Raw genomic sequence first — 25,527 nt, 5'->3', positions numbered from 1 at the left:
AAAGGAAGGGATCGGCATGCCTCGCAGGGCAGAGCAAGCACGGGCGGTTGAGAAGCGCCAAGCGATTTTGTCGGCAGCATCCGAAATCATGCTTTCCGAGGGGCTCAACAACGTCACCCACCGACAGGTCGCCGCCAAGGCAGGCGTTCCGGTGGGATCGATCGGCTATTACTACGACAGTCGCGAGAAGTTGCTTCAGACATGTCTTGAACTCGTGGACGAAACACGATCAAAATTATTTGCAGAAGTGTCGACGCGTGTGACTCCTGAGACATCTGTTGAGCAACTCGCTGAATGGATCGTTCACGCGACCACGTTGGGCGGAAAAACCTCTTTGGCCAGCTTGGTGGCGGTAGCCATCGATGCGCTTCGAGAAACAGGCGAACTGCCCAATCTTGTGCGTGGGCACTGCCGAAACCACAAAGATGAGATCGAGAGTTTGCTGGCGATTGCCAATATCGATCGTAAAGCCGCTGAGCTGATTTACGAAGATGTGGTGGGCGTAGCGGTACACGATGCACTGAAGTCTGAGCGGAAGTCGGATGTTGCCACCGATGCTGTTATCTCGACACTGCAGAAATTTGACAAGAGGCCGTAACGCCAATTCTTGCCAAGGTGTGCCACAATGGTGAGGAAGCGTAGCCTTCTGATCTCGTTTTTCTTCGAGACCACTTGGTAACCGCTGAAAAGCTTTAACACCCCGCACACTTTCCGCTTTAATCTGCACGCTGTGTGGCGGCGGCGATGCGCTTTCTGCGTCGCCAGCGCCCGGCATGCTGCTTATAGTGGCTGAAAATAGGAGATAGGTCGTGGCTGACGCCAGCGAGAAGCAGGAAACAAACGACAACTCGAGCACGCCGGAGCGTAAGTCGAAGAGAGCTACAAAGAAGACGGCAAAGAAGTCGGCCAAGAAAACCGCTAAGAAGGCCAGCCAACCAGCACAAGAAACCGCACTTGGCTCGAACTCGATTGCAACTTTCGATCGTTCCAAGCTCACCGATAAAACCCGCGTGTTTGCCCTTGCGAAAGAACTTGATCTTCCTTCCAAGGACTTGGTCATCGCGCTCAATAGCGTCGGCGTTGTAAAGGTGGCGCAATCGACGCTGACCCGCGCCGAGGCGGAGCAACTCCTTGACGTGCTGCAAGGAGTAGCGGCAGATCCGAAGGTGAACACCGTGGCTCCGGCTGACGTGGCCGCTGAAGCGGATGAGAAGATCCGACAGCGTGTACGCAAGGACGTAGCAAACGAGATTCATCAGATCGAAGAAAAAGTCGAGGCAGACCTAGCTTCAGCGCTTGACGACGAGCCGCTTGACGACGATGCACCAGCCGACGACGTTCCTACCGAGGAAGTCCCAGCGGAAGATTCAGTCGAACCTGTCGCCTTTGAAGCGAACCTTTCTCCCGACCACGAGCCTTTGATCGACATCACCCCTGACGTCACGCCTGCTCCCGCAGAAGAGACGGCAGCTGAATCTCACGCACCACTGTTTAAGGCGCCGTCGAATCGTCGACGTGCACGGCGCGTAACCGAGCCTGCCAAAACGCAAGCTGAGCAGAATGACGAGTTCGATGGGTCGTCGTCAAGCAAGCTCGACCGAGACAATCGAAGCCAAACAAACGATGCTCCTGCCGAGGAGCTCTACGACGAGCAGGATGACGCGGTACAAGAACCGGTAGCGATTAAGGGATCGTCGCGTTTGGAAGCGCAGCGTCGCCGACGGAGCGAAAAGCGTGCCGAAGGGCGCAAGCGTTCCCGTATCGTGTCGCAGGCGGAGTTCCTGGCACGGCGTGAATCTGTTGAACGCACCATGGTCGTGCGTGAACGCGAACGCCATGATCATCACGGCATGATCACCCAGGTCGGCGTGTTGGAAGACGGCCTGTTGGTCGAGCACTTTGTTACCAGCGAAGAAAACACCTCGATGATCGGCAACATCTACCTTGGACGAGTGCAAAACGTGCTGCCAAGCATGGAGGCCGCCTTCATCGATATCGGCCAAGGACGCAACGGCGTGCTGTACGCCGGTGAAGTCGATTGGAAGTCGGCCGGCCTGGGCGGGCGTTCGCGCAAGATCGAGCACGCGTTGAAGTCTGGCGACCAGGTGGTCGTGCAGGTAACCAAGGATCCGTTGGGGCATAAAGGTGCTCGTCTGACCACCCAGATTTCACTGGCAGGACGCTACTTGGTCTACGTTCCGGGTGGTCGCAGCGCTGGTATTTCGCGAAAGCTTCCAGCGCCTGAACGGAAGCGTTTGAAGGAGATTCTCAACAACGTTGTTCCAGGCAAGGGTGGTGCCATTATTCGCACCGCAGCCGAGGGCGTGCCGGAAGAAGCGATCGCAGCAGACGTCAACCGTCTTCATGTGCAGTGGGAGACCATTCAGGAGCAGGCTGCAAAGGAAAAGGCCTCCAAGGGTGCTAAACCTGTCACCTTGTACGAAGAACCAAACATGCTGGTCAAGGTGATCCGTGATCTGTTCAACGAAGACTTCTCTGAGCTAGTCGTCGACGGAAAGCGTTCATGGAACATCGTGAACAACTATGTCACTTCGGTGGCACCTGACCTCGCAGACCGCCTAGTCAAGTACAACCGTGCTGAGCATGGCGGCAACGATGCGTTCGAGGAGCACCGTGTGGAAGAGCAGCTGCAAAAGGCTCTATCGCGCAAGGTCTGGCTGCCGTCTGGCGGTTCTTTGGTGATCGATCGCACCGAGGCTATGACCGTAATCGACGTGAATACCGGTAAGTTTACGGGTTCTGGTGGCTCGCTCGAAGAAACGCTGACCAGCAACAACCTGGAAGCGGCTGAGGAGATCGTGCGTCAGCTTCGCCTGCGCGATATCGGCGGCATGATCGTTATCGACTTCATCGATATGATTCTGCCGGAAAACCAGGACCTTGTTTTGCGTCGCCTGAAAGAAGCCCTCGGCCGCGATCGCACTCGCCACCAGGTATCGGAAGTAACTTCACTTGGTCTGGTCCAGCTCACTCGCAAGCGCTTGGGCACGGGACTGCTGGAGACATTCTCCACTGAGTGTGAACACTGCAATGGGCGCGGCATCATCATCTGGGACGATCCCGTCGAGCACGAGCCAGAAACCCACGAGCCACCGCGCAAGCGTCGCAAGCCTGCGCAGACTCCAGGGGAGCACCCAGCGGCCAAGGCAATGCATACGCGTGACGACGACCAGGATCTCGCGCCGGAGACTGATGCTGAGGAGGCCCACGATGTCGCAGCAGTCGCAGGAGTCGTAGAAAAAGACTTTGAAGCACTTGCGGCATCGGTCGTCGCGTTCGTTGACAACGATTCGGAAGATGACGCAGGCGACATCGTGGAAGACACCGTAAGCGAGAATGCGAGCGAGAATGCTGGCGAGGAAAAGCGCAGCGCTTCGCGCCGCCGAGGACGTCGCGGTCGTGGACGCGGGCGTGGGAAGCCAGCTGCGGAACAGGCAGCTACGAATAAAGACGCTGCTGGCCAAGCAGAGGAGGAGCAGACTCCGCAATCGGGTGAGAAGACGTATGAGGAGGCAGTTGCTGAGTTTGAAAACTCACCGCGCCGCAAGCGTCGCACGCGTGGCAATTCTCGTTCCGATCACCGCCCGCGTGAAGAGGACTTCGTAGCGCAGGTGGATCAACCAGCGGAAGATTCGGTGGACGAGTTGGTCGTCGACAAGCCGGCTGACCCGATCGCCGAGGCTCTTGTGGAGAAGATCATCGACGAGCGGCTCACAGGATCCGGGCGTGGTCGCCGACGTGCTGTGCGCCGGGCTCGTACTTCTCAGGTCAAGGCTCCTAGCGTTGACGAAAAGACTGAGTCGGCGCATGATGCTCAGAAGGAACCGAAGAAGAAGTCAGTTGCAAGTTCGACACCTGCTTCGTCTTCGTCGCGGGGTCGTGGGCGTCGTCGTGCTACGCGGCGAACCTCTCAGGCGTAGGCGTTTTGTAGTTTAGCCCCAGTACAGTGTATTCTTTGACAGTCGCTGTTTTGGGGCGCCTTCAGGCGGCTTTCAAAACACATTTTCGTTTCTGTCCATTAGATACTTGCGGCGTCGCAGGTATCGTGCGAGTTTAGATAAGGGGTAACCCTCTATGTACGCGATCGTCAAGACCGGCGGCAAGCAGTACAAGGTTGCCGAAGGCGACCTCGTCAAGGTCGAGAAGATCGAGGGTGAGCCAGGCGATGCCGTGGCTCTCACCCCGGTTCTACTTGTCGACGGTTCCAACGTCACCACCAAGGCGGACGACCTGGCTAAGGTCAGCGTTTCCGCAGAGATCGTCGAGCACGGTAAGGGCCCGAAGATCGATATCATGAAGTACAAGAACAAGACCGGTTACAAGCGTCGCCTCGGCCACCGCCAGCCGCTGACCGTTCTGAAGATCACCGGCGTTAAGTAACGTCCGGAATTTTCCTAAAGGAGGAAGAACATGGCAACCAAGAAGGGCGCATCGAGCTCCTCGAACGGTCGTGACTCCGAGGCAAAGCGCCTTGGCGTAAAGCGCTTCGGCGGCCAGCAGGTCAAGGCAGGCGAGATCATCGTTCGTCAGCGTGGCACCAAGTTCCACCCAGGTGAGAACGTTGGCCGCGGCAGCGACGACACCCTGTTTGCACTTGAGGCAGGCTCCGTTCAGTTCGGCATCAAGCGCAACCGTCGCATCGTCAACATCGTTCCTGCTGAAGAGCAGGCAGCAGCTGCGACTGCATAAATCTTGAGCTAGGAGGCACCCAGACCCTGCACAGGGGCTTGGGTGCCTCCTTGTTTTCTCCCTCCTCCGTGCAGGCTCACGTCTTGCATCACAGGAAGATCATTCACTCCGTTGTCAATGGCTGATACCATACGAGAACGGTACTCAACCAGCAGAAAGGCATGCACATGGCACAATTTGTCGACCGCGCAGTCCTCCACCTTCAAGCAGGAGACGGCGGACACGGTTGTGTGTCCGTGCACCGCGAAAAATTCAAACCGCTCGGCGGACCAGACGGTGGCAATGGCGGACACGGCGGGGACATCGTGCTCGTTGTCTCTCCCCAGGTCCACACCCTGCTTGATTTCCAGTTCCGCCCGCACGTCAAGGCCGAACGAGGTGGCAATGGCGAAGGCGATCACCGCAATGGCGCACGCGGCGAAGACCTCATTCTAGAGGTTCCAGTGGGCACGGTTGTGCGCAACTCGAAGAACGAAATCCTCGCCGACCTTACCGTTCCTGGAACCAAGTTCGTTGCTGCGGCTGGTGGCTTTGGCGGTCTAGGCAACGCGGCGCTGGCGAACGCAAAGCGCAAGGCGCCCGGTTTTGCTTTGAAGGGGGAGCCGGGGGAGGCACTCGATCTAGTTCTTGAGTTGAAATCAATGGCTGACGTCGGCCTCGTTGGTTTCCCTTCTGCTGGTAAGTCGTCGCTGATTTCTGTGTTGTCGGCGGCAAAGCCGAAAATCGCCGATTACCCGTTTACCACGCTGCAGCCGAATTTGGGCGTGGTCAACGTTGGCGACGATACGTTCACCATTGCCGACGTACCTGGCCTCATCCCGGGCGCGAGCGAAGGCCGCGGCTTGGGCTTGGACTTCCTCCGCCATATTGAGCGCACCGCTGTGCTAGTCCATGTGGTCGATACGGCGACGTTGGAACCGGGACGCGACCCGCAATCCGATATCGAAGCACTCGAGGCAGAGCTCGATGCTTACGCAGACGACCTGGACCACGACTCGGGGCTGGGAGATCTTCGCCAACGCCCGCGTCTCATCGTGCTGAACAAAGCCGATGTGCCCGAAGCTGAGGAGCTAGCCGAGTTCATCAGGGCTGACCTCGAAGAACAGTATGGTTGGCCGGTATTTATCATTTCGGCCGTTGCACACCAAGGCCTGGAAGAGCTGAAGTGGGCCCTGTGGGAAATCGTGAAGAAGGCACGCAAGGCGCGCCCGAAGCCGAAGGCGGATCCACACGCAGAAAAGACGATCATTCGGCCGCAAGCCGTGGACAAGCGCTCTTCTGGTGGCATCGTGGTTGTCCCAGATCCAGAGGTGCCGGGGGCGTTTATTGTCACCGGAGAGAAGGCATCGCGCTGGGTGAATCAAACCGATTTTGAAAACGACGAAGCGGTCGGCTACCTCTCGGATCGCCTCAACCGCGCGGGCGTGGAAGACCAGCTGCGCAAGCTCGGCGCTGCCGAGGGCGCGACCGTTACCATCGGAGAAATTTCTTTCGATTGGGAGCCTTCGCTCGCCGGCGATCCTACCCTGGCAGGCCGTGGGCACGATGCCCGAATGAATGCGACGACACGTTCGTCCGCTGCTGAGCGCAAGCGTGCTTCCCAAGCTCGTCGTGGCTTGATCGACGAATACGATTACGGCGATGGGGAAGAAGCCGACCGCGAACGCTGGCAGGGCTAGCCGCATCCGTAAGATATGTGAACATGACCCTGCCTGCAGAGCACAAAGACGTATCCTCGGCGTCCCTGCGTGAGCACATTGCAAACGCTAAGCGGATCGTCGTCAAGCTTGGTACTTCATCGTTGGTAGATCTTGACTTCACTGTGTCGTCGGGGAAAATCGACCGAATCGTTGATGCACTCGAGGCGCGGATGGCAGCAGGCTCTGATGTGGTTGTTGTCTCGTCGGGCGCGATCGCCGCAGGCATGGCTCCGCTCGGGCTGCGCATCCGCCCCCAAGACTTGGCGACGAAGCAGGCAGCTGCGGCGGTCGGTCAGGTGTACCTTTTCCAGGAGTGGGCGAAGTCCTTTGCACGGCATAATCGCACAATCGGCCAGGTGCTCCTGACTGCGGCGGACGCGGGACGGCGCGAACGCGCCCGCAATGCGCAGCGCACCATCGATCGTTTGCGGCAGCTGGGCACCGTGCCGATCGTCAACGAAAATGACACCGTGGCAACGTCAGAGATGCGGTTTGGCGATAATGATCGGCTCTCGGCGATCGTCGCCACCCTTACAGCTGCCGACGCGTTGATCCTGCTTTCTGATGTCGACGGGTTGTACGACCGCAATCCGGCCGAGCCTGGGGCCCAATTCATCGACGAAATTCGCAGCGGCCATGATTTAGCCAACGTTACCGCCGGAGACGGAGGCCGCTTGGGTACAGGCGGCATGGCCTCGAAAGTGTCCGCCGCCCGCCTGTCTGCGCGCGGTGGTGTACCAGTACTACTGACTTCTACGCAGAACATCGATAAAGCGCTGGGCGACGCTTCGGTGGGCACCGTTTTTCATACGCGACCGAATCGCAAACTCTCGGCGTGGAAGTTCTGGGCTTTGTATGCTGCCGACGCGGAGGGGGTTCTGCACCTCGATGCTGGCGCTGTCAAGGCGGTGACCAGCGGGGGGACCTCGTTGCTCGCGGTAGGTATCACGCGCATCGAGGGCGATTTCAAAGCGGGCGACATCGTCGAGATCCTTGGGCCGGAAGGCGAGGGTGTCGGCCGTGGCGAGGTGGCATATGATGCCGCAGACTTGGCAGGAATGTTGGGCAAGCACACCAACGAATTGCCGGAAAGCCAACGCCGTTCGGTGGTTCATGCGGACTACTTGTCCAATTACGCTTCCCGCCTATAGAAAGATTCTGGATAGGGTGGGGCTATGAAGTTTACGTTCCTCGGTTCCCCCTGGCCTGAAGTCGTTGCTGAAGTAGAAGCAGCGGGTCACACCTACGTTTCTGAACTCGACCATGCGGAATGCTTGATCTACCGTGGTGAGCCTTTGCCACAGTTGCCGCCGAGTATCCAGTGGATTCAGTTTGTCTACTCGGGAATCGATCGCATCTTGCCACTCATCCGCAGCACCGACGTGCGCTGGGCCAACGCATCCGGCGTCTACGCCACACCAGTAGCAGAGGCAGCGTTGGCATTGACCTTGTCGGTCATGCATCAGCACAAGCCGGCAACGTTATACGGCACTTTTCGTGCGCGGGGAATCCTGGATCAGCACACGCAGTTGCTTGCTGACGACCAGCGCACCGTAGCAATTCTCGGCGCCGGCGGCATCGGGAAACGCCTAATCGGCATGCTAGAGGGGTTCGATGTGTCCACGGTCGCTGTGAATCGCTCCGGTCGCCCGGTCGAAGGGGCAACGGAGGTCGTGACCTTCGATCAGATCGAGGCCGTGTGGCCACGCGCAGACGTCTTGGTGAATCTTCTGCCGCTGACCGCTGAGACCGAAGGGCTCGTCGATAAGCAGGTTTTTGAAGCGTTGCCGGATCACGCGGTGGTGGTCAACGTTGGGCGTGGGCCTGTTGTTGTCACCGACGATCTTGTGTACGCGCTGGAGAGCGGGCAGATCGCGGGAGCTGGGCTTGATGTGACTGACCCAGAGCCTTTGCCGGAGGACCATAAGCTGTGGCAACTGCCGAATTGTACGATCACTCCGCATACTGCGACTACGGGTTCAACCGGTAGGAAGTTCATTGCGCCGTGCATCATTGAAAACGCGAGGGCGTTTGAGGCAGGGGAGACGATGCCGACTGAAATTGACAAAAGAAAGGGCTACTAACACCGTCAACGTATAAGGTGGGCGCTATGAAGTTTACGATGCTGCCCACCGTTTGGGACGACACCGTCGCGGACATTGAATCGGCCGGCCACACGCACGTTGCTCTTGACGAGTCTCCTGATCTCATCGTGTTCAACGGCGGCGCCGACGATTTTCCCGACGCTCTGCCCGACAGCGTCAAGGTGGTGCAGTGCGCGTTCGCAGGCATCGACGCATTGGATCAAGCGGGGATCCTGCGGAAAAACAAAGTCCGCTGGGTCAACGCGGCAGGGGTGTACGACGACACAGTAGCGGAATCGACGATCGCTTTACTCCTCGCGGTGCTGCACCAGCACAAGTACGCCAAGGATTGGTCCGCACGCCCTAGCATCGCTGAGAACCAGCAGTTCCTCTTTGAAAACAAGACCGTTGCGGTGATTGGCGCGGGTGGAATCGGCGAGCGCTTGATCAAACTGCTCAATGTGTTCGGCTGCACCACGATTGCAGTGACACGCTCCGGCAGGGAAGTATCGGGCGCAACGGTGTCCATGAGCACCTCGCGCATCGACGAAGCCTGGGAAACTGCGGACTACTTCGTCCTGCTCACCCCGCTTACCGACGACACCCGCGGCATGGTTAACCGTGACGTCTTGCAGAAGATGAAACCAAACGCCGTGGTGATCAATGTCGGGCGCGGGCCGTTGATCGTGACCGATGACTTGGTTGAGGCCCTGCACAAGGGCACGATTTTCGGAGCTGGTCTTGACGTCACCGACCCGGAGCCGCTGCCCAACGATCACCCATTGTGGTCGTTGGATAACTGCGTGATCACCCCGCACACTGCGAATACGGAAAAATACATTCGGGACCGCGTCGGTGCGCTCACACGGTACAACTGGGAGGCTTTCAGCGTAAGCCAGCTCATGCCTACCGAGGTCAACGTAGAGCATGGGTATTAAGTGCAATAGCCTTTCGGCTGGTGAGGTGTAGACACACGCTACACTGGGACAGCATGAGCACGCAGACAGCCGAACAGCGCGCCGCAGAGCGCAACGAAGTCCTCCGCAAGGCACAAGCCGCGAAAAAGGTCGCGCCCGTGTTGGCAACCCTGCCCACGGTGGACAAAGACGCTTTGCTGCACGCGGCCGCCGATGCCCTGATCGCGCGTACCGACGAGATCTTGGCAGCAAACCAAGCAGACATCGATTCGGGGCGCGCCGAGGGTATGGCGGAATCGCTGATCGATCGACTTTCTCTAAACACCGACCGCGTTGCAGGCATCGCCGGCGGATTACGCCAGGTAGCTGGTCTTCAGGACCCTGTCGGTGAGGTGTTACGTGGCGGCCTAATGGCAAACGGTATCCAGATGAAGCAGGTGCGGGTTCCACTCGGTGTCATGGGTATGGTCTATGAGGCTCGCCCAAACGTTACAGTTGATGCGTTCGGTCTGGCGATCAAATCGGGCAACGTTGCGCTTTTGCGTGGATCGCGCACCGCCGTGCACTCCAACCAGAAGCTCGTGGACATCCTGCAGGAGGTAGCGCAGGAGCACGACTTGCCCACAGAGATCGTGCAGCTTCTGCCGTGCGAATCTCATGATTCGGTGCAGGACCTAATTACCGCTCGCGGGCTTGTCGACGTAGTGATCCCACGTGGATCCGCGCGCTTGATTGAAGCGGTGGTGACTGGAGCTACCGTTCCCGCGATCGAAACCGGCACGGGCAACTGCCACTTCTTCGTTGACAAGGATGCCGACGTTGATTCTGCAATCGAGATGCTGATCAATGGAAAAACCCGTCGCGTGTCGGTGTGCAACGCGACGGAGACTGCGCTGATCGACCAAGCGCTGGATCCATCCGACCAGCTACGCATCATCGAAGCCTTGCAGGAAGCGGGCGTGACCGTACATGGCGACAAGGCCGCGCTGGGAGTCTTGGGCGCACGCGACGTTGTCGAAGCCACCGACCAGGACTGGGCCGACGAGTATCTTTCGATGGACATCGCCGTCAAAGTTGTCGACGGGGTGGAGGAAGCGGTTCAGCACATTGCCACCTGGTCATCTGGGCACACCGAGGCCATTGCATCGATGAACGCCTACACGTTGCAAAAGTTTGCCAACGAGGTTGATTCAGCTGCGGTAATGCTCAACGCTTCGACCGCCTTCACCGACGGCGAGCAGTACGGGATGGGTGCGGAGATCGGGATTTCTACCCAGAAGCTGCACGCGCGTGGGCCGATGGCGTTGCCAGAGTTGACCAGCACGAAGTGGATCCTGGAAGGAACGGGCCAAACCCGACCTTAGGTTTCAACTGCGCTTGCATAGATTGTTTCAAATTGAAAACAATCTATGCAAGGCTTGGGTGACGGATTGTCGGCTTTGGCTAGACTAAGCCGATATGAACTCATCGAGCGCGGAGATTAAGGATTCAAGGCCACGACGCATCGGCGTCATGGGTGGCACATTTGATCCGATTCACAATGGTCACCTGGTTGCAGCGAGCGAGGTTGCTGACCGGTTCGACCTGGACGAGGTCATCTTCGTGCCCACCGGTGAGCCGTGGCAGAAGGCAGACAAGAAAGTCAGCAAGTCGGAAGACCGCTACTTGATGACAGTGATCGCCACTGCATCAAACCCACAATTCAGCGTCTCACGCGTTGACATCGATCGCCCAGGACCGACTTACACCATTGATACGCTGCAAGATCTACGCCAAAAGCTCCCAAACGATGAGCTCTTCTTCATCACCGGTGCAGATGCGTTGGCATCGATTTTGTCGTGGCGTGATTGGGACAAGATGTTCGACTTGGCTGAATTCGTCGGAGTAACCCGCCCCGGTTACGTGTTATCGGAAGAAATGCTTCCCGAGGAACACCACGACCGCGTCCACCTAATCGATGTTCCAGCGATGGCGATTTCATCAACCGATTGTCGCGACCGAGCCAAGGTGGGCCGACCGGTGTGGTACTTGGTCCCAGACGGGGTTGTCCAGTTCATCGCCAAGCACAACTTGTACGCGGCAGCCGAGTAGATCCTCGCGTTACCCAATCCTTGTGCTCTGAGTGGATAAATCTAGTAGTAACGTGGGAGACTAAAACAACCAGCTTGAATCAAGCCTTCTCAATTTCAGATTAAGGAACCAACCCATTTGACTGCTTCGACAGAATCCCGTGACCTAGCCTCAATTGCGGCCAAAGCCGCGGACGAAAAACTAGGAAAAGATATCGCTGTCATCGACGTGTCCGACGTGATGGCTATCAGCGATATCTTCGTTGTTGTCACCGGTGGCAACGAGCGCCAAGTCCACGCCATCGTAGAAGAAGTTGAAGACGAACTTTCCAAGGCGGGCGCGGAGCCGAAGCGACGAGAGGGCAATCGCGAAAACCGTTGGGTGCTGCTCGACTATGGCCACTTTGTTGTCCACGTCCAGCGTGAACAGGAACGAGAGTTCTACGGCCTCGATCGCTTGTACGCGGATTGCCCTCGCATCGAGGTCGAGGGAGTAGAAACCGCAACCAGCCCAGGAGAGTGGGCGGACGATGTGGACTTCCGCACGATCGATAATATCGACGATCTCCCGCTTGCTGGCGAAGGCCCAGCAGACGGCGAAGACGATTACTAAGCCGAAACGCGTCCACTACTAGCGGAGAAGGAGGGAATCTAATGCGACGACTGATCATGCTGCGCCACGGTCAAACAGACTACAACGCTGGTAAAAGGATGCAGGGCCAATTAGATACCCAACTTTCTGAAACCGGCGTGCAACAAGCGCACCTCGCAGCCGATGTAGTGGAAAGCCTTGGAGTCGTCAAAATTTTGTCCTCCGACCTGACCCGTGCCAAGGACACCGCCGACATTATCGCGCAGAGATTAGGGCTTGACGTGGTCGTCGATAAGCGATTGCGCGAGACCCATCTTGGCCAGTGGCAGGGTAAGACTCATGGTGAAGTCGATCGTGATTTCGCCGGTATGCGCGCGTCGTGGCGACACAACCCGGAGTGGGCGCCACCCGGAGGAGAGTCACGAGTGGAGGTGGCGCGGCGCGCGCGTCCGGTTGTGGAAGAATTGATGCGCGATTTTTCCGGCTGGGACGATAACGCGGTGCTGATCGTTGCACACGGCGGAACCATCTCCGCTGTGACGTCACACCTGCTGGGGTTGAGCGTCGAACAGTACCCGATGTTTTCGGGTTTGCGAAACACCAACTACTCGCAGCTCATCGCTCGCCCGAAGTTCACTCCAGGCGAGAATGCCACTCAATTCAACGCTGAGAATGTCGTGGATGCGCAGTGGTACCTCGATGCCTGGAACCAAGGGCTGGGTGGATAATGACTGTTCGCGTCGTGACCGATTCCTCCGCTGGGCTGCCACAGAGCATTGTCGACGAACTCGATATTGTCGTCGTAGATCTGCATGTGATGGGCGAAAATGGCGAGTTTTCCACTAGTGGGTTGAGCGCGCTCGAGCTTGCCGCAGCTTACGCGCGTCAGCTCGAACGTGGCGGCGACGATGGAGTCGTAGCGCTGCACCTATCTAAGGACCTTTCCGCAACGTGGTCGGCGGCGGTGTCTGCGGCAGCAGTTTTCGACGATACTGTGCGGGTGATCGATACCCAATCGGTCGGAATGGCTGTGGGCGCTGCTGCGATGGCTGCGGCGAAATCAGCGCAAAATGGTGCAGATTTGGATGAGTGTCAACGCGTGGCAGAAGAGACTTTGCAGCGTAGCGAGACCTGGGTTTACCTGCATCACCTTGATGAGCTACGCAAATCGGGACGCATTTCGGCCACCACCGCAATGCTTTCCGCTGCGCTTTTGGCCACCAAGCCGTTGATGCATGTGCGCGACGGCAAGATTGAGCTAGCGGGGAAGACGCGCACCCAGACGAAGGCATTTACAAAGCTTGTGGAGTTGGTCGTCGAAAAGGCTGGTGGCGAACCCGTATTTGTCGCAATTCAGCACGCTAACGCGCTGGAGTCCGCGGACGTGTTGGAGCGCGCCTTCAACGAGGTCTTGCCGGAGGGCTCGTCGGTGCTGGTGTGTGAGCTAACCGATGTGCTGAGCGTGCACAGTGGCGAAGGTGCCGTAGGAATCTCGGCGGTTTTCTCTGACTCCTTTGTGGATAGCATCGACTAGCGGCGGGTTTTCCACAGCTTATTTTGCACGCCTCGTGCATATCGCTGGGCGCTTCTAGCGTAGGAGGCATGAGGTCCGTAGACAGACTGAAAGAACTCACTCGGCCGACGGGTGAGGAAGACCTGCTGCGCGTAGAGTATCCCGCCCCACGGTGGAAAATCGAGCCTCGCGTGGCCCTAGCCTGCGCTGGGCTCTTGGCGGTGTTGCTGGGCGCATGGTGGCTGGGGCAGCCTCGCGTTGCAGAGCCAATCGATTCGGCTCATGACTGGGCTAGTGCATTATCGACGACCACCGACCCCGCAGAGTCCGAAGAGCCAGCGGAAATCGTTGTGTCAGTTGTCGGGCGGGTGGAACATCCTGGGCTTGTGACTCTGCAGCGCGGGCAGCGGGTTGCCGATGCCCTAGACCAAGCGGTGGTGCTAGGCGACGCAGATACTGTGTCATTGAACCTTGCCCAAGTGCTGGCGGATGGACAGCAGATCTACGTGCCGGAAGTCGGGGAAGCTGCGCCGCTTCCCGCGCCGCACGCGGAAGCGGAGGCGGGCAGTATCTCGTTGAACTCCGCGGGCGCTGCGGAGCTGATGGAGCTTGACGGGGTCGGGGATGCGACAGCTGCTGCGATTATCGCCCACCGTGATCAGATTGGCGGTTTCACTGAGATCGAGCAGCTTCTGGATGTGAAAGGCATCGGTCCCGCCAAGTTTGAGGCGATCAAGGGTGAGGTGTCACTTTAAGGGAACGGCACGCGAAAGGGCGCCGTAGGTGCATAGTTCACCCACGACGCCCTTTCGCGTGACAATTAGGCCGCAAAGTGTTCCGCGGCGGCGCGGCGTGCGCGGAAGATGTTTGGAATCGTTCCCAGGGAAGTAGCGCTGTGATACGCGATGGTGGCGTGAAGCTGTGCGATTGGGTCGACGTCAGGGTGGAAGACGGCGAAGACGAATTTGTTGGCGTCGATGGCAGTGATGATGTGCATTTCATCCTCAAAGGTGACAACCATGTCATCGAGGTCGCGGGTTCCGCCCAGTGCACGGAGAGTCTTCTCTTTCGCGTTCACTGCCTGGGCGTAAAAGGCTGCGGCGACGTTGATGTCGATGTTGGTGCCAGCCGGAGTAGCGGAGAAAGCGAAGCCGGTATCGCGGTCGACGATGCTCGCTCCGAGGCATCCGTCTACGTCGGTGGTGATGTGGTGGGCGATGTTGTCAAGAGTGGTCTGTGGAAGCATGGTGTCCTTCTACGTTGGGGAAGCGTTCTTTGGAGTACGACCTAAAGCTAACAACAAGTGACAGGTGTTAACGGATGTGACACGAGATAAGTATGAGTTTCTTGAGAAAGCTTAGAAATAGAACAGCGCCACCGCCTCTTTTTCGAGGTGGTGGCGCTATCTGATTGCTTCCGGGCTACCGAATTCGACTATGTTTAGGCGGCCCAGGGGTGGGGTGCGGCGTGTCGCGGCTGCTCTTCTGCGGTGAGGGTGCCAAGCGGCTGCGCGCGGTTGTACGCGATGACTCCGTGAAGCTCCTGAACCGGATCGACATCTGGCGTGAAGACCGTGTAGATGAAATTTTTGGAGGTAATCGGAGTGATGATGTGTAGCTGGTCCTCAAATGTGAGAACGATGTCGTTGAGGTCGGACTCGAGGCCAAGGGCCTTGATCGCCTTCATCTTGGCCTTGACCATCTCGGTGGCATAGGCGGCTGCGAGATCAAGCTCGAGGGAGTCGTCGTGAACTGCGGCAGCGAGTGCAAACCCGGTCTCCAGGTCAACGACGCTAGCGCCAAGGCAACCATCTACGTTGTCGATGATCCCCTGAGCAAGTGCGTTGAGCTTGTTCTGGCGAGACATGATCATTTCGAGTCCTTCTTGGTCTTTCCTGGTTGTTCCTGGTTCAACGAGTGGTTATCTACTGTTGGGCCGTGTGTAGAACAGGCTAACAACGCGAGCTGGTAAATCGGCACGTTGACACATAAGAGGGTGTTAATTTCTCCATAGCCAAAGCCTTAGTGCTTGGTGTACATGGAAACGAACCTGAGAAACAGCTGAGTTACATACTAACAGCGCTCCACGAAAGTGCGACATTAGATGGCGAAATCAATTCGCCCGAAAACACTGGACTGTTTTGAGGGATGAATAAACTGAGAAAATCGGGTGAGATTATGGTGAGTTGGAGTTCCCTGTGAGTTTTACTTCCGGGCGTCGCCGTGCGCGTTGACGCCTCCCGGAAGGCTTAGAAGCACGATTTCGTGCCGCCTAGCCAACTGTTCAAACTTATCGACGAACATGCGCGACCGGCGCCCGCTGGCACAGTAGACCACTGCCGTGGATGTGCTGAGGGTACGTAGCGCGTCTTCGACCAGTGCATGATCGTTCTCCCACTCTGACATAGGAAGATGAACGACGCTGTCGGCGGGGAGTGCAAGATCGGACAGTGCCTTTTCGCCCACTTCACGTACGTCGATCGCGATTGCTTCACCGCGTTGGACTGAACTCAGCAGCCCTTTGTCGCTCATCGGTACGTGATTAGCGGTAGGGGTGTCGTCGAAAAGCTCTGTGACCAGAGGGCGCGCTGGATCGGCTTCGACCTGAAAGTGGCGGACGTCGGCGGTGAGCGCGTTGTACATCAGCAACGAACCCGCCTGGGGGCCGGCGCTGAGCCCGGTGATGAATTTAATCGCTTCGGTGGCCATAAGATTGCCCACCACGCTGGTGGTCACGCCGAGAACCCCCGCGGTGGCGCAGTCGGGTGCGTTCGCGGGATCGGGTTGGGTGGGGTAGAGGTCGCGCAATCCCACGCCCCGGTTGCCCTGGTGGCCTGACCACCACAGGGCCACATCGCCGCGGTACTGCAACACGGTGCCCCAGACGAGAGGCGTGCCAGTAGCTTCGGCCGCGTCGGCCGCGAGGAACTTGGTGTTAAACGTATCGGATCCATCGATGAGCAGGTCGACGTGGGCAAGCAGGTCGATCGCGTTTGTGGCAGTAAAGCGATCGTTGATGGTGTTGACCACGATCCCTGGTTGGTGCTGGGCTAAGCGCTCAGCAGCGGCATCCACCTTGGGCCGCCCCACATCGTCCGCACCGAATAAGATCTGGCGATGGATATTAGTAAAGTCCACGATGTCGTCGTCGATCACCGTGATCTCGCCAACACCGGTAGCCGCGAGACTTTGCATCACGGGACAGCCAAGCCCGCCGGCGCCGATAACAAGCACATGCGCGTTATGCAGCGCCTCCTGGCCGGAGACACCGAGACCAGGGAGTAGCGTCTGGCGCGCCACGCGACGCAGTTCCTCGTTCCCCAGCGCCGTCATAGAACCTGATCCGCCCAACTAGCGAGCCCATCGAAACTAGAGGAAGCGACGGCGCCTTCTGCGTGAGAGCGTTGTGGAATCCGACCGGCCTCTCGGGCAAGTTTCCCGGCTTCCACCGCTAGGCGCATCGCATGAGCCATCGCAACAGGGTCTTGGCAGCGGTTGATCGCGCTGGCCAGGAGTACTCCACTGCAGCCCAACTCCATTGCGAGGGCGGCATCAGATGCGGTGCCCACACCCGCATCGAGAAGGACCGGCACCTCGGCGCGCGAGCAGATCAACTCGATATTGTGCGGATTAAGAATCCCCAGGCCCGTGCCGATTGGCGAGCCCAACGGCATCACGGCATGCACCCCAACATTTTCAAGCCGCTTGGCGACGACAGGGTCGTCCGACGTATACGCCATGACGACGAACCCGTCCGCGACGAGCAACTCGCAGGCATCGACAAGTTCGACGACGTCGGGAAGCAGAGTGTGCTCATCGGCGATGACTTCCACCTTGATCCAGTTTGTTCCCAGTGCCTCGCGCGCAAGCTGCGCGGTGAGGACCGCATCGCGGGAGGTGCGACAACCTGCAGTATTAGGCAAAACGTCGATACCCAAGCGTTGCAGTAGTTGGAAGACGGATTCGCCGCCGCCCGTGGTTCGGGCGCTGTGGCGGCGCATCGCCACGGTGGTTAGCTGGGTTTCACTGGCGACGAGGGCGTGCTCAAGAATCTCTTGGCTCGTTGCGCCTCCGGTGCCCATGATGAGGTGGGAGTCGAAGGTCTTGTCTGCGATGGTGAGCATGTTAGCCTCCTTGCACCGCGGTGAGAATATCAACGAAATCGCTGGCTTCGAGGCTGCGATCCCACTGGCTGGCCGGCACCACTTTGCCGTTGATCGCAACGGCAATACCTGCCGGCTCGGATTGGCCGGTATCGGCTGCCACTAATTGAGCCACGGTCAGTTCGTCGGGAACCTCGCGGACCTCGTTGTTAATAGTCACTTTCATGGCAGATCCTTTCGTCGTTGGTCGCAGTGGCGGTAGGGGTCGCACGCGGATATGTGGAAGTCTGTTTTGCCCGTGATGCCAAGGTCAGCGCCTGCGTGAGCTCCCAGCGCCGAGAGCAAAATGCCGTGGCGGAAGTATCCGGTGGAAATCACCAGATTGTCGCCGGCGAGGCCAAGATACGGGAGGTCGTCCGGCGTTCCAGGGCGATCGCCGGTGGTGATTTCGATGATCTCGCATTCTTCGAGCGCAGGGACGATGCGTATCGCATCGCGCAGTAGCGCGAATACGCCGTCAACCGCAGGGGCTGTGCGCATGTCCTCGCGACTGGTTGCGCCAATAGCGATGGTTGAGTCGGTTCGGGGGATGATGTAAACGGGGCGATCCTCGACAAAAGCGCGTATCACCCGCCCGACGGGTGGCTCTTGCCCTTCCGCCACCCTCAGACGAATCATGTCACCACGTACTGGCCGCAATTTCAGCGGACTCAGCTCCTTTGCGGGGTACCAACCGGTTACGCTGGAGGTGCCAAGCCCGTTGCACATGTAGACACTTGCGCCCACCTCGAAATACGCTGAGTCCGACTCAACTCGGTGGCAGTGTCTCACCGCGCCCTCCTCGTCAAAGGTGCAGTCTAGGTGGGTAACGGTATCGTCGATAAGCGAAACGCCGGTCTGCCGAAGAACCTGAAGCAGCGTAGCGGAATACATGCTCGGGTTGATCTGGTGGTCGCCTGGGATGTGAACAACGCCTGCCAGTTGCGGGTTCAGCGCAGGCTCCGCGGCACGCGCGTGGCGTAGCGGAAGGCGCTGGACGTGCAACGAGTGGTCGTGCTGGTGGTCGGTCAACTCCATGAGATGAGTGGCATCGGCGCGGTCGGCGGCGACCACAAACGTTGACTCCGTACGATAACCCGTCTCCTGCGAGGTATAACCCGAAAGGCGCCGGAGCATCTCGGGGAAAAGCGCTCCCGACTCGACCATCAGCGGATAGAGCGGCTCTTGTTTGTACTGAATTTCCGCCACGGGTGCGAGCATGCCGCCAGCTGCACGTGTTGCCCCACTCACCGGAGCCGGATCGATCACTGCGATCGACGCTGCCGGAACGTCGCGAGTGAGCAGCTCAAAGGCGGTGGATAGGCCGATGATTCCAGCGCCGACGATGACGTGATCGAAACGAAAACTATTCACAGGTGGCTACTTCCGGTCGAATGCAGAAACGATGCCAGCTGCCATCGCACGCGGGTCGGATGATGCCATGAACTCCCGCACGATGGCCACGCCATCAACGCCGGTGGCTGCTAAGTCGGCGGCGTCGGCGGCGTGGACATCGCCGATGGCAACAACGGGGACGCGACTGGCCTGGACAAGCGCTGGGTAGCCTTCGAGCCCGATCGGCGGTCGGCCCGAGTTCTTGGTTGGGGTGGGGCGAAACGGGCCCGCACCGACGTAGTTAATGGAATCCGCCAGCTCGTTGGCACCGCGCACGAGCTCCAACGTGCCGGTGGTCAACCCAATGATCGCTTGTGGTCCCAGCACTTTGCGCGCCAGCCGCGGATCAAGATCATCCTGGCCGATATGCACGCCGTGGATATGGTGGGTGTCCATCAGCGCGGCGGCGACGTCGACGCGATCGTCGATAAGCACTCGGGTGAGAGGGTTGGCTACCTGAACTGCGTTGGCTACCTGGATAGACAGCTCGGTGAGGTCGCGGACGCTAATCGGCTTGCTGCGGATTTGGACAACCCCTGCGCCACCGGATGCCGCCTCGGCCGCAATACGCGCGATGGCGGGGAAATCGGCAGGCGCAACCGGTGCGACACCTAGGGAGCCGGTGACGAAATAGCAGCGCAGATCAAGCTGGGTCATAGATTGTCCTTTACTTGTCGACGACCCAAGCCCGGTCGGCCTGGTCAAAGAAATCGACTTCATAGTGCGATGCGATATCGCACGCCTTGATGGCGGCGTCGAGGTGTTCGGGGTTTTGAGCGAGGGCTTGTTCGACGCGCTCGATGGCACTGCGCGTGGAGGATTCGAACTCCTCGCTGGCGTAAGTGGCCAGCCAATCGTGGTACGGGTGATCCGGGTGGTTCGCCTCGGCTAGGCGCAGGCCGACTTCGTGGTACAGCCAGTAGCAGGGCAGCACCGCCGCTTGGCCGACAGCGTGCGCGTCGCCGTAGACCGAGGCAAGAAGAAAATCGGTGTAGCCTTGCGTGACCTGCGACATCCGCTGCTGCTCTTCGGGAATGTTGGCGAGCCAGGTGTCTTGCATCTCGCGTTCCGCGGCGATGGCACCGTCGGCGTCGATGGCCCACTGGCCGCCGAGTTTACGCAGCGCCTTGGCGTATTGGCCGAGGTACAGGGCATCTTGCTGCAGGTAGAAGATGAAATCGTCGTGGCGTAGGGTGCCCGCGCCGAGCTGCTGGATAAACGGCAGTGCAAGGATGTCGGTGAGATAACCGGCGGTGTCGTCCCACATCTTCTGGGTGTATGGTCCCGCGGGGTGCAGGCGGGGCTGGGTTGGGGCGGAGGCAGACGGGGCCCAAGTGCTCGCCGCTCGGGTCATGCGACGAGTGGTGTGAGAGTGGTCAACGGGGCCGTTGCTCGTACCGATTTTGAGGGCGTCCGCGTTGCTGATTGCCTCATGGAGCCAGCGCGAGGCCCACTCGACAGCGTCAGCAGGACTGTGGCCTGCCGCGAGCCTCGTTGCCAGTGCCGACGACAACGAGCATCCCGTGCCATGGGTATTTGTGGTGGCGATGCGCTGAACTGGTACAGAATGCACCGCTCCATCAGGGCTGACTAGCGCATTGTCTGCGTGATCGCCGGTGAAATGTCCGCCCTTCATCAAAACGTGCGCCTGAAGTGTCTTTGCGAGTCCAGCGGCTTGGTCAAGAGCTTCGTCGATAGTAGCGGCTACGTCGCAGCCCGCAAGAACAGCTAGTTCCGGCAGGTTCGGGGTGACGACGTCCGCGTTGTGAGCAAGGTCGAGTACGGCCGCTTCAGCATCGCGCTGCAGCAGACGATCGCCAGACGACGCGACCATCACCGGATCCAACACCACGAGGCACGGAATGTCTTGGATGAACTCCTTGACCGCTTCGGCGATCTCGACCGAACCGAGCATGCCGATCTTTACCGCGTCGATGGCGACATCGCTGGCCACCGACTGCAACTGCGAGCGAAGAAAATCGATCGGCGGGGTGAAGATTTCCTGGACACCGCGGGTATTTTGCGCGACCAAGGAGGTAACGACACTGTAGGGGAAACCGCCAGCTGCGGTGATGGATTTGATATCGGCTTGGATCCCGGCCCCGCCTGTCGGGTCGGTGCCCGCAATGGTCAAAACGCGCGGAATTGCGCCTTGGTTGTCGCCGGAATTGGGTATGAAAGTATAGGTCATCGAGGACGATCCCTTCGCTAGTTCGAACTAGAGCAGGTTCGACGGGTGTGATCTCAGCACCTCGATTGTCAAGGTGCACCCCGTGTCACTGTCTTTGAAGCTAGCACAACGAAAGTTGGGGATTGGGAAGTCCTCTGGGTTTGTGGATAACACGCCGGTTAGGTGACGCGTCAGCGCAGTTATCCACAGCTATTTGTGCAGGGGGAATCCCGTTCGGCCGAGTGACTTAACCTGCAGAAGTGAGCGAACTCCGACTAGTCCCTGCCGCCGCAATGACGTGGCTTGTGACGCTGTGCGTCCTAATCGGCGTGCCTCGCGTGGCCGTGGTTGGTGCATGCGTGCTTGGCATAGTCTTCGCGGCCACCAGACAATGGGGTCAGCTCATCCTGTGCAGCGCGTTCTCTGCGGCTGCGGCTTTTCTCGCTTCGGCCCGGGTCCGCGCTGCGCAGGCATTTTCGCTTGGCGACGACCTCGTGGCCACGGTCGTCGCCAAGCCGAAAGAGCTGGCATCCGGCACGTGGTTGGTGAAAGTCAGAGCGGGTGGGTATCCCGCAGAGATTCCCGTGTTTGCCGAAGAATTGCAAAGTGGGGTGGTGCCGGGCGCACGGGTGGTCGTCGCAGGTGGTCTGCGGGAATCTGATCGGCCCGGGGTCGGATGGTTCACGCTCAATGGGGACGTTTCCGTGGTGGACCCGCCGCGAGGTTTTGCGGCTTTCGCGGCCCACGTTCGTGAGTCGTTAGCCATATCGGTCGAGGCACACGTCCCGGATCATTCCCAAGGTCTCATCCCAGGCATGGTGCTCGGCGATACTTCGCTGCAATCCCACGCGGAGCAGGATGCATACATTGCCACGGGGCTTTCGCACCTCTCGGCGGTCTCGGGGGCGAACGTGGCAATCGTCGCCACCGCTTCCGTGATGATCGCGCGCGCCGTTGGCGTGGGGCTTCGTGCGCAAGTCGTTGCAGCTGGTGTCACGGTGTTTGTCTTCGCAGGTTTGGTGGGCGCGGAGCCTTCGGTCCTGCGAGCCACCGTCACGGGTCTTGTCGGACTGGTGGCAGTGCTTGCTTCGTCGAATGTGCAGCCCATGCACGCCCTCAGCTTAGCGACGATCGCGCTTGTCCTCTTCGACTCCGACATGGCGGTCAACTACGGGTTTGCTCTCTCAGTGGCCGCGACAGTCGGGATAATCGCGCTCAATCCGATGCTGTATCGCTGGCTGGCGCGCACCCGCTGGCCGGACATCCTCGTCCGCGCACTCGCGGTGGCGATCGCCGCCGACCTCATGACCATGCCGATCATCGCGTTGATGACCGGCGAAGTCTCACTAGTATCCGTCGCCGCCAACGTGCTGGTTGCACCTGCCACCGCGCCCGTGACCGTGCTCGGCCTCATCGCGGTGCTGCTGACATTGCTTCCCGGCGGGCTTGAGCAACTCCTCTTTTTCGCAATCCAACCCTTCACCTGGTGGATTCACACCATTGGACACGGCCTCGCAGCCCTACCCAACTCCACCACATCCGCCACACCGTGGTTGGTCTTGCTTGGTTACGGGTGGGTACTCGCCGGTTTCATGTACCACCGCCCCCGCACCACGCTGTTGTTCGTCCTCGCAGCCCTCATACTTCCCATGCTCAGCGCGCCGCGCGCACCGGAGGTGGATATCGGGCAGTTGGCAACGTACGTCGTCGATAAGCAAGAAAACATAGAGCCCATCCCGACCGGAACCGAACTGATCGTCGTGCTTGACGACGAAGGCCGGCCCGCCCCACGTGGCACCCGCACAGCCGGGGGCATCCCGGTGCTCTTTCCGCACCGCGACGGGGAAGTGCGTGTGCACGAGGACGGTAGTCAACACGCAGCCGACGGGCGGTTCTAGGTAGACTAACCAGCATGTTAAATCCAGCTCACCTTGTTGTCGGCGATGATACGTTTCTGCAGGAACGTGCGACCAAAGCCATCATCGACCAGGTGGATCCTCGCGCTGAGGTGCAGCGCTTCAAAGCGGGAGAGGTGACCGAGGGCGAATTATTGCAAGCCACCAGCCCTTCGCTCTTCGCCGAGGAACGCGTGGTGGTGTTCACCGGCACCGAGGCGGCGGGCAAGGAGCCGACCGAGCTGCTGCTTCGCGCGGCGGTCGATCCCGCGCCGGGTATGACGCTGATCGTCTGTCACTCGGGAGGAGGGCGGAACAAATCTCTGGTGCCAAAGTTTAAGAAGGCGTGCGAGGTGCACGAGGCCGGCGCGATCAAGAACACCAACGAACTGTCACGCTGGATCACCAACGAGTTCCGCAGCCACAACGTGCGCCCGACCCCCGACGTGATTTCCGCGCTGCAAGAATCGGTGGGCTCTGACCTGCGTGAACTAGCGGCCGCGGTTGAGCAGCTAGTGGCAGACACCGAAGGCGAAATCACGGTGCGCTCCGTGCGCGCCTATTACACGGGCGTGGCAGAGGTGTCCGGTTTCGATATCGCCGATGCTGCTGTGCGCGGGAACCTTAATTTCGCGCTGGGTTCCACGCGGCGCGCTTTGCAGCTGGGGATCAGCCCGGTGGCGATCGCGGCAGCGCTTGCGAGCAAGGTCGGCGATATTGCCAAGCTCTACAGCACCCGCGGCAACCCGGATCAATTGGCAAAGCAGCTGGGGATGCACCCGTTCGTCGCAAAGAAAACGATGCAGGTGGCGAGGAATTGGTCGGGCGATGCGGTGAGCGAAGCCGTGATCATCATCGCGGACCTCGATGCAGAAGTGAAAGGTCAAGGTGGCGATCCGGATTTTGCCATCGAGAATGCAGTCCGACGGATCGCCAAGCTCGCGTGATAGATTCGTGAACATGAGTGAGAATGGAAACGACGTCCCTCAGGACGTGCAGGAATTCGCAGCCCGCCTGTTCAACTACGCGCGCACCGGCGACATGCAGCTTGTCGAATACGTTGACCAGGGTGTGAACGTCAACCTCACCAACCAGGACGGCAACACCTTTGTCATGCTGGCGTCCTACAGTGGCCAGCCGGAGCTGGTCAAGGCTCTCATCGAGCGTGGCGCGGAGGTGAACCAACCGAACGGTCGCGGGCAAACCCCACTGGGCGGTGTGATCTTCAAGAAAGAAGACGCAATCATCGATCTCCTCCTCGAAGCTGGCGCGGATCCCCATGCAGGCCACCCTTCCGGCGTGGAAGCTGCGCAGATGTTTGGGCGTGAAGATCTCCTAGAGAAGTTCAATAAGTGATCTGGACCGATCTTGGCGGTCTAGTGTTGCTCAACCTCGCGGGCGCCGCCTCGCCTGGACCCGACATCGTCCTCATCACGCGCACCGCGGTGCGCTCGCGCAAGCACGCATTGGCGACGACCCTTGGGATCCAAGTCGGCGTATTAATGTGGTGCACGCTGACCGTCGTCGGCGCTGCCGCGCTGCTCAATGCATTTCCGACGATCCTTGAATTCGTTCAGATCATCGGCGGTGGTTGGATCACGTGGATGGGCATCTCGATGCTCCGCAGCGGTTGGGCGGAACGCGATAACCCGCCGGTTGATACCGACGAAGCAGAAGCAAGGTTAGGATCGACGCGCTCGTCATTTTGGAAAGGCCTGATCACAAACCTTTCCAACCCGAAGATCGTGTTGTTCCTGGCGGCTTTGGTGGCGCCGCTGTTGCCACCGAGCCCGTCGGTGAGCACAGCAGTGATCGTGATCTTAGCGCTGTGGCTGACATCGATGGCTTTGCAGGTGGGCATCGTCCTCGTGGTCTCAACAAACGCGGTGCGCGAGAAGATGTTGCGAGCCGGCCCATATATCGACATGGGCGCCGGACTGTTTTTCCTTGTCGCGGGCGTGAGCCTGATCGTGCGTGGAATCGTCGGTTTGCTCTGAAATATGGAAAAGACCCGTTCTCCCCAAAAGGGAAGAACGGGTCTCAAGCGTTTTAAGGCTTAGTCCATCTTGTTCAGGGCCTTAGCCATGTTCGACTTCTTGTTTGCCGCGTTGTTGCGGTGGAAGACTCCCTTGGTGACTGCCTTGTCGAGCTTGCGGGAAGCAACGCTGAGCTGCTCAGTTGCTACAGCCTTGTCGCCGGACTCGACTGCCTCGCGGAACTTGCGGATCTCGGTGCGAACTGCAGAGCGAACTGCCTTGTTGCGCTGACGACGCTTCTCGTTGGTAAGAACGCGCTTCTTCTGCTGCTTGATGTTTGCCATTGTGACATACCTCTTGAAAAT

At 59.2% G+C, this 25,527-nt stretch carries 27 protein-coding genes and 1 riboswitch; of the genes, 18 read left to right on the top strand and 9 right to left on the bottom strand.

From position 1 onward, the window contains the following. Window positions 1–16: 16 nt before the first annotated feature. The 14 genes from QP027_RS08515 to QP027_RS08450 all read left to right on the top strand — a co-directional run bounded on the left by QP027_RS08515 (window position 17) and on the right by QP027_RS08450 (window position 14,340). Window positions 17–598, top strand: a complete 582-nt coding sequence (locus QP027_RS08515) for a TetR/AcrR family transcriptional regulator (protein ID WP_284824052.1) — start codon at window positions 17–19, stop codon at window positions 596–598. Between the two features lie 211 nt (window positions 599–809). Next, window positions 810–3,941: a translation initiation factor IF-2 N-terminal domain-containing protein gene (locus QP027_RS08510; protein WP_284824050.1), complete on the top strand. Its 3,132-nt coding sequence runs from the start codon at window positions 810–812 to the stop codon at window positions 3,939–3,941. A gap of 154 nt (window positions 3,942–4,095) precedes the next feature. Beyond that, window positions 4,096–4,401, top strand: a complete 306-nt coding sequence (rplU, locus tag QP027_RS08505; RefSeq protein ID WP_284824048.1) for a 50S ribosomal protein L21 — start codon at window positions 4,096–4,098, stop codon at window positions 4,399–4,401. Window positions 4,402–4,431: 30 nt separating this feature from the next. After that, a complete protein-coding gene (gene rpmA, locus QP027_RS08500) occupies window positions 4,432–4,710 on the top strand; it encodes a 50S ribosomal protein L27 (protein WP_284824046.1) in 279 nt (92 codons plus the stop codon). Window positions 4,711–4,877: 167 nt separating this feature from the next. Beyond that, window positions 4,878–6,389: a GTPase ObgE gene (gene obgE / locus QP027_RS08495; protein ID WP_284824044.1), complete on the top strand. Its 1,512-nt coding sequence runs from the start codon at window positions 4,878–4,880 to the stop codon at window positions 6,387–6,389. A gap of 23 nt (window positions 6,390–6,412) precedes the next feature. Next, window positions 6,413–7,561, top strand: a complete 1,149-nt coding sequence (gene proB, locus QP027_RS08490; protein WP_432418586.1) for a glutamate 5-kinase — start codon at window positions 6,413–6,415, stop codon at window positions 7,559–7,561. A 24-nt stretch (window positions 7,562–7,585) separates the two neighbouring features. Next, window positions 7,586–8,494 (top strand): D-isomer specific 2-hydroxyacid dehydrogenase family protein, encoded by a 909-nt coding sequence (locus tag QP027_RS08485; protein WP_284824042.1) that lies wholly within the window; start codon window positions 7,586–7,588, stop codon window positions 8,492–8,494. A gap of 26 nt (window positions 8,495–8,520) precedes the next feature. After that, on the top strand, window positions 8,521–9,432 hold the full coding sequence (locus tag QP027_RS08480) for a D-isomer specific 2-hydroxyacid dehydrogenase family protein (protein ID WP_284824040.1): 912 nt from the start codon (window positions 8,521–8,523) through the stop codon (window positions 9,430–9,432). 53 nt (window positions 9,433–9,485) lie between these two features. Then, window positions 9,486–10,775, top strand: coding sequence for a glutamate-5-semialdehyde dehydrogenase (locus tag QP027_RS08475; RefSeq protein WP_284824038.1), 1,290 nt, complete (start codon window positions 9,486–9,488; stop codon window positions 10,773–10,775). Between the two features lie 94 nt (window positions 10,776–10,869). Beyond that, window positions 10,870–11,502, top strand: coding sequence for a nicotinate-nucleotide adenylyltransferase (gene nadD, locus QP027_RS08470; protein ID WP_284824036.1), 633 nt, complete (start codon window positions 10,870–10,872; stop codon window positions 11,500–11,502). 117 nt (window positions 11,503–11,619) lie between these two features. Continuing rightward, window positions 11,620–12,093, top strand: coding sequence for a ribosome silencing factor (gene rsfS / locus QP027_RS08465; protein ID WP_284824035.1), 474 nt, complete (start codon window positions 11,620–11,622; stop codon window positions 12,091–12,093). A gap of 41 nt (window positions 12,094–12,134) precedes the next feature. Next, window positions 12,135–12,800 (top strand): histidine phosphatase family protein, encoded by a 666-nt coding sequence (locus QP027_RS08460; RefSeq protein ID WP_284824034.1) that lies wholly within the window; start codon window positions 12,135–12,137, stop codon window positions 12,798–12,800. After that, on the top strand, window positions 12,800–13,606 hold the full coding sequence (locus QP027_RS08455) for a DegV family protein (protein ID WP_284824033.1): 807 nt from the start codon (window positions 12,800–12,802) through the stop codon (window positions 13,604–13,606). The genes QP027_RS08460 and QP027_RS08455 overlap by 1 nt, the downstream gene beginning before the upstream one ends. Before the next feature lie 68 nt (window positions 13,607–13,674). Further along, the gene (locus QP027_RS08450; protein WP_284824031.1) at window positions 13,675–14,340 is read left to right on the top strand and encodes a ComEA family DNA-binding protein; all 666 of its coding nucleotides are present in this window, start codon (window positions 13,675–13,677) and stop codon (window positions 14,338–14,340) included. Between the two features lie 65 nt (window positions 14,341–14,405). Here the strand turns inward: QP027_RS08450 and QP027_RS08445 are convergent, their stop codons facing one another. The 8 genes from QP027_RS08445 to QP027_RS08410 form a co-directional block, all read right to left on the bottom strand. Continuing rightward, entirely contained in the window at window positions 14,406–14,831 is a 426-nt protein-coding gene (locus tag QP027_RS08445) for a hypothetical protein (protein WP_284824029.1), read from the bottom strand. Window positions 14,832–15,025: 194 nt separating this feature from the next. Then, a complete protein-coding gene (locus tag QP027_RS08440) occupies window positions 15,026–15,451 on the bottom strand; it encodes a roadblock/LC7 domain-containing protein (RefSeq protein WP_284824027.1) in 426 nt (141 codons plus the stop codon). Window positions 15,452–15,789: 338 nt separating this feature from the next. After that, window positions 15,790–16,917: a ThiF family adenylyltransferase gene (locus QP027_RS08435; protein ID WP_284824026.1), complete on the bottom strand. Its 1,128-nt coding sequence runs from the start codon at window positions 16,915–16,917 to the stop codon at window positions 15,790–15,792. Continuing rightward, window positions 16,914–17,708 (bottom strand): thiazole synthase, encoded by a 795-nt coding sequence (locus QP027_RS08430; RefSeq protein ID WP_284824025.1) that lies wholly within the window; start codon window positions 17,706–17,708, stop codon window positions 16,914–16,916. Before QP027_RS08430 ends, QP027_RS08435 begins: the two co-directional genes overlap by 4 nt. 1 nt (window position 17,709) lies before the next feature. After that, window positions 17,710–17,913, bottom strand: a complete 204-nt coding sequence (gene thiS, locus QP027_RS08425; protein WP_284824023.1) for a sulfur carrier protein ThiS — start codon at window positions 17,911–17,913, stop codon at window positions 17,710–17,712. Then, entirely contained in the window at window positions 17,910–19,100 is a 1,191-nt protein-coding gene (gene thiO / locus QP027_RS08420; protein ID WP_284824022.1) for a glycine oxidase ThiO, read from the bottom strand. Before thiO ends, thiS begins: the two co-directional genes overlap by 4 nt. A 6-nt stretch (window positions 19,101–19,106) precedes the next feature. Further along, on the bottom strand, window positions 19,107–19,778 hold the full coding sequence (locus QP027_RS08415) for a thiamine phosphate synthase (protein WP_284824020.1): 672 nt from the start codon (window positions 19,776–19,778) through the stop codon (window positions 19,107–19,109). A 10-nt stretch (window positions 19,779–19,788) separates the two neighbouring features. Beyond that, window positions 19,789–21,297, bottom strand: a complete 1,509-nt coding sequence (locus QP027_RS08410) for a bifunctional hydroxymethylpyrimidine kinase/phosphomethylpyrimidine kinase (RefSeq protein WP_432418628.1) — start codon at window positions 21,295–21,297, stop codon at window positions 19,789–19,791. Window positions 21,298–21,303: 6 nt separating this feature from the next. Continuing rightward, a riboswitch (TPP riboswitch) is annotated at window positions 21,304–21,405 on the bottom strand. Window positions 21,406–21,551: 146 nt separating this feature from the next. On the opposite strand from QP027_RS08410, the gene QP027_RS08405 reads away from it, so the two are divergent. Genes QP027_RS08405 through QP027_RS08390 form a run of 4 tightly spaced genes read left to right on the top strand, consistent with a single transcriptional unit; the run spans window position 21,552 to window position 25,183 of the window. Next, window positions 21,552–23,189, top strand: a complete 1,638-nt coding sequence (locus QP027_RS08405; RefSeq protein ID WP_284824015.1) for a ComEC/Rec2 family competence protein — start codon at window positions 21,552–21,554, stop codon at window positions 23,187–23,189. Window positions 23,190–23,203: 14 nt separating this feature from the next. After that, the gene (gene holA / locus QP027_RS08400; protein WP_284824013.1) at window positions 23,204–24,133 is read left to right on the top strand and encodes a DNA polymerase III subunit delta; all 930 of its coding nucleotides are present in this window, start codon (window positions 23,204–23,206) and stop codon (window positions 24,131–24,133) included. Between the two features lie 13 nt (window positions 24,134–24,146). Continuing rightward, window positions 24,147–24,542 carry an ankyrin repeat domain-containing protein gene (locus QP027_RS08395; protein ID WP_284824011.1) on the top strand — a complete coding sequence of 132 codons (396 nt, stop codon included), beginning with the start codon at window positions 24,147–24,149 and terminating at the stop codon, window positions 24,540–24,542. Beyond that, window positions 24,539–25,183 (top strand): LysE family translocator, encoded by a 645-nt coding sequence (locus QP027_RS08390; RefSeq protein ID WP_284824009.1) that lies wholly within the window; start codon window positions 24,539–24,541, stop codon window positions 25,181–25,183. Before QP027_RS08395 ends, QP027_RS08390 begins: the two co-directional genes overlap by 4 nt. Window positions 25,184–25,242: 59 nt before the next feature. Here QP027_RS08390 and rpsT read toward each other — a convergent pair whose 3' ends face one another. After that, window positions 25,243–25,506, bottom strand: a complete 264-nt coding sequence (gene rpsT, locus QP027_RS08385; protein WP_284824008.1) for a 30S ribosomal protein S20 — start codon at window positions 25,504–25,506, stop codon at window positions 25,243–25,245. Between the last annotated feature and the right edge of the window lie 21 nt (window positions 25,507–25,527).

This window comes from Corynebacterium breve, from assembly GCF_030252165.1.
Classification (GTDB): Bacteria; Actinomycetota; Actinomycetes; order Mycobacteriales; family Mycobacteriaceae; genus Corynebacterium; species Corynebacterium breve.
This window is presented reverse-complemented; position numbering and strand designations above follow the sequence as displayed.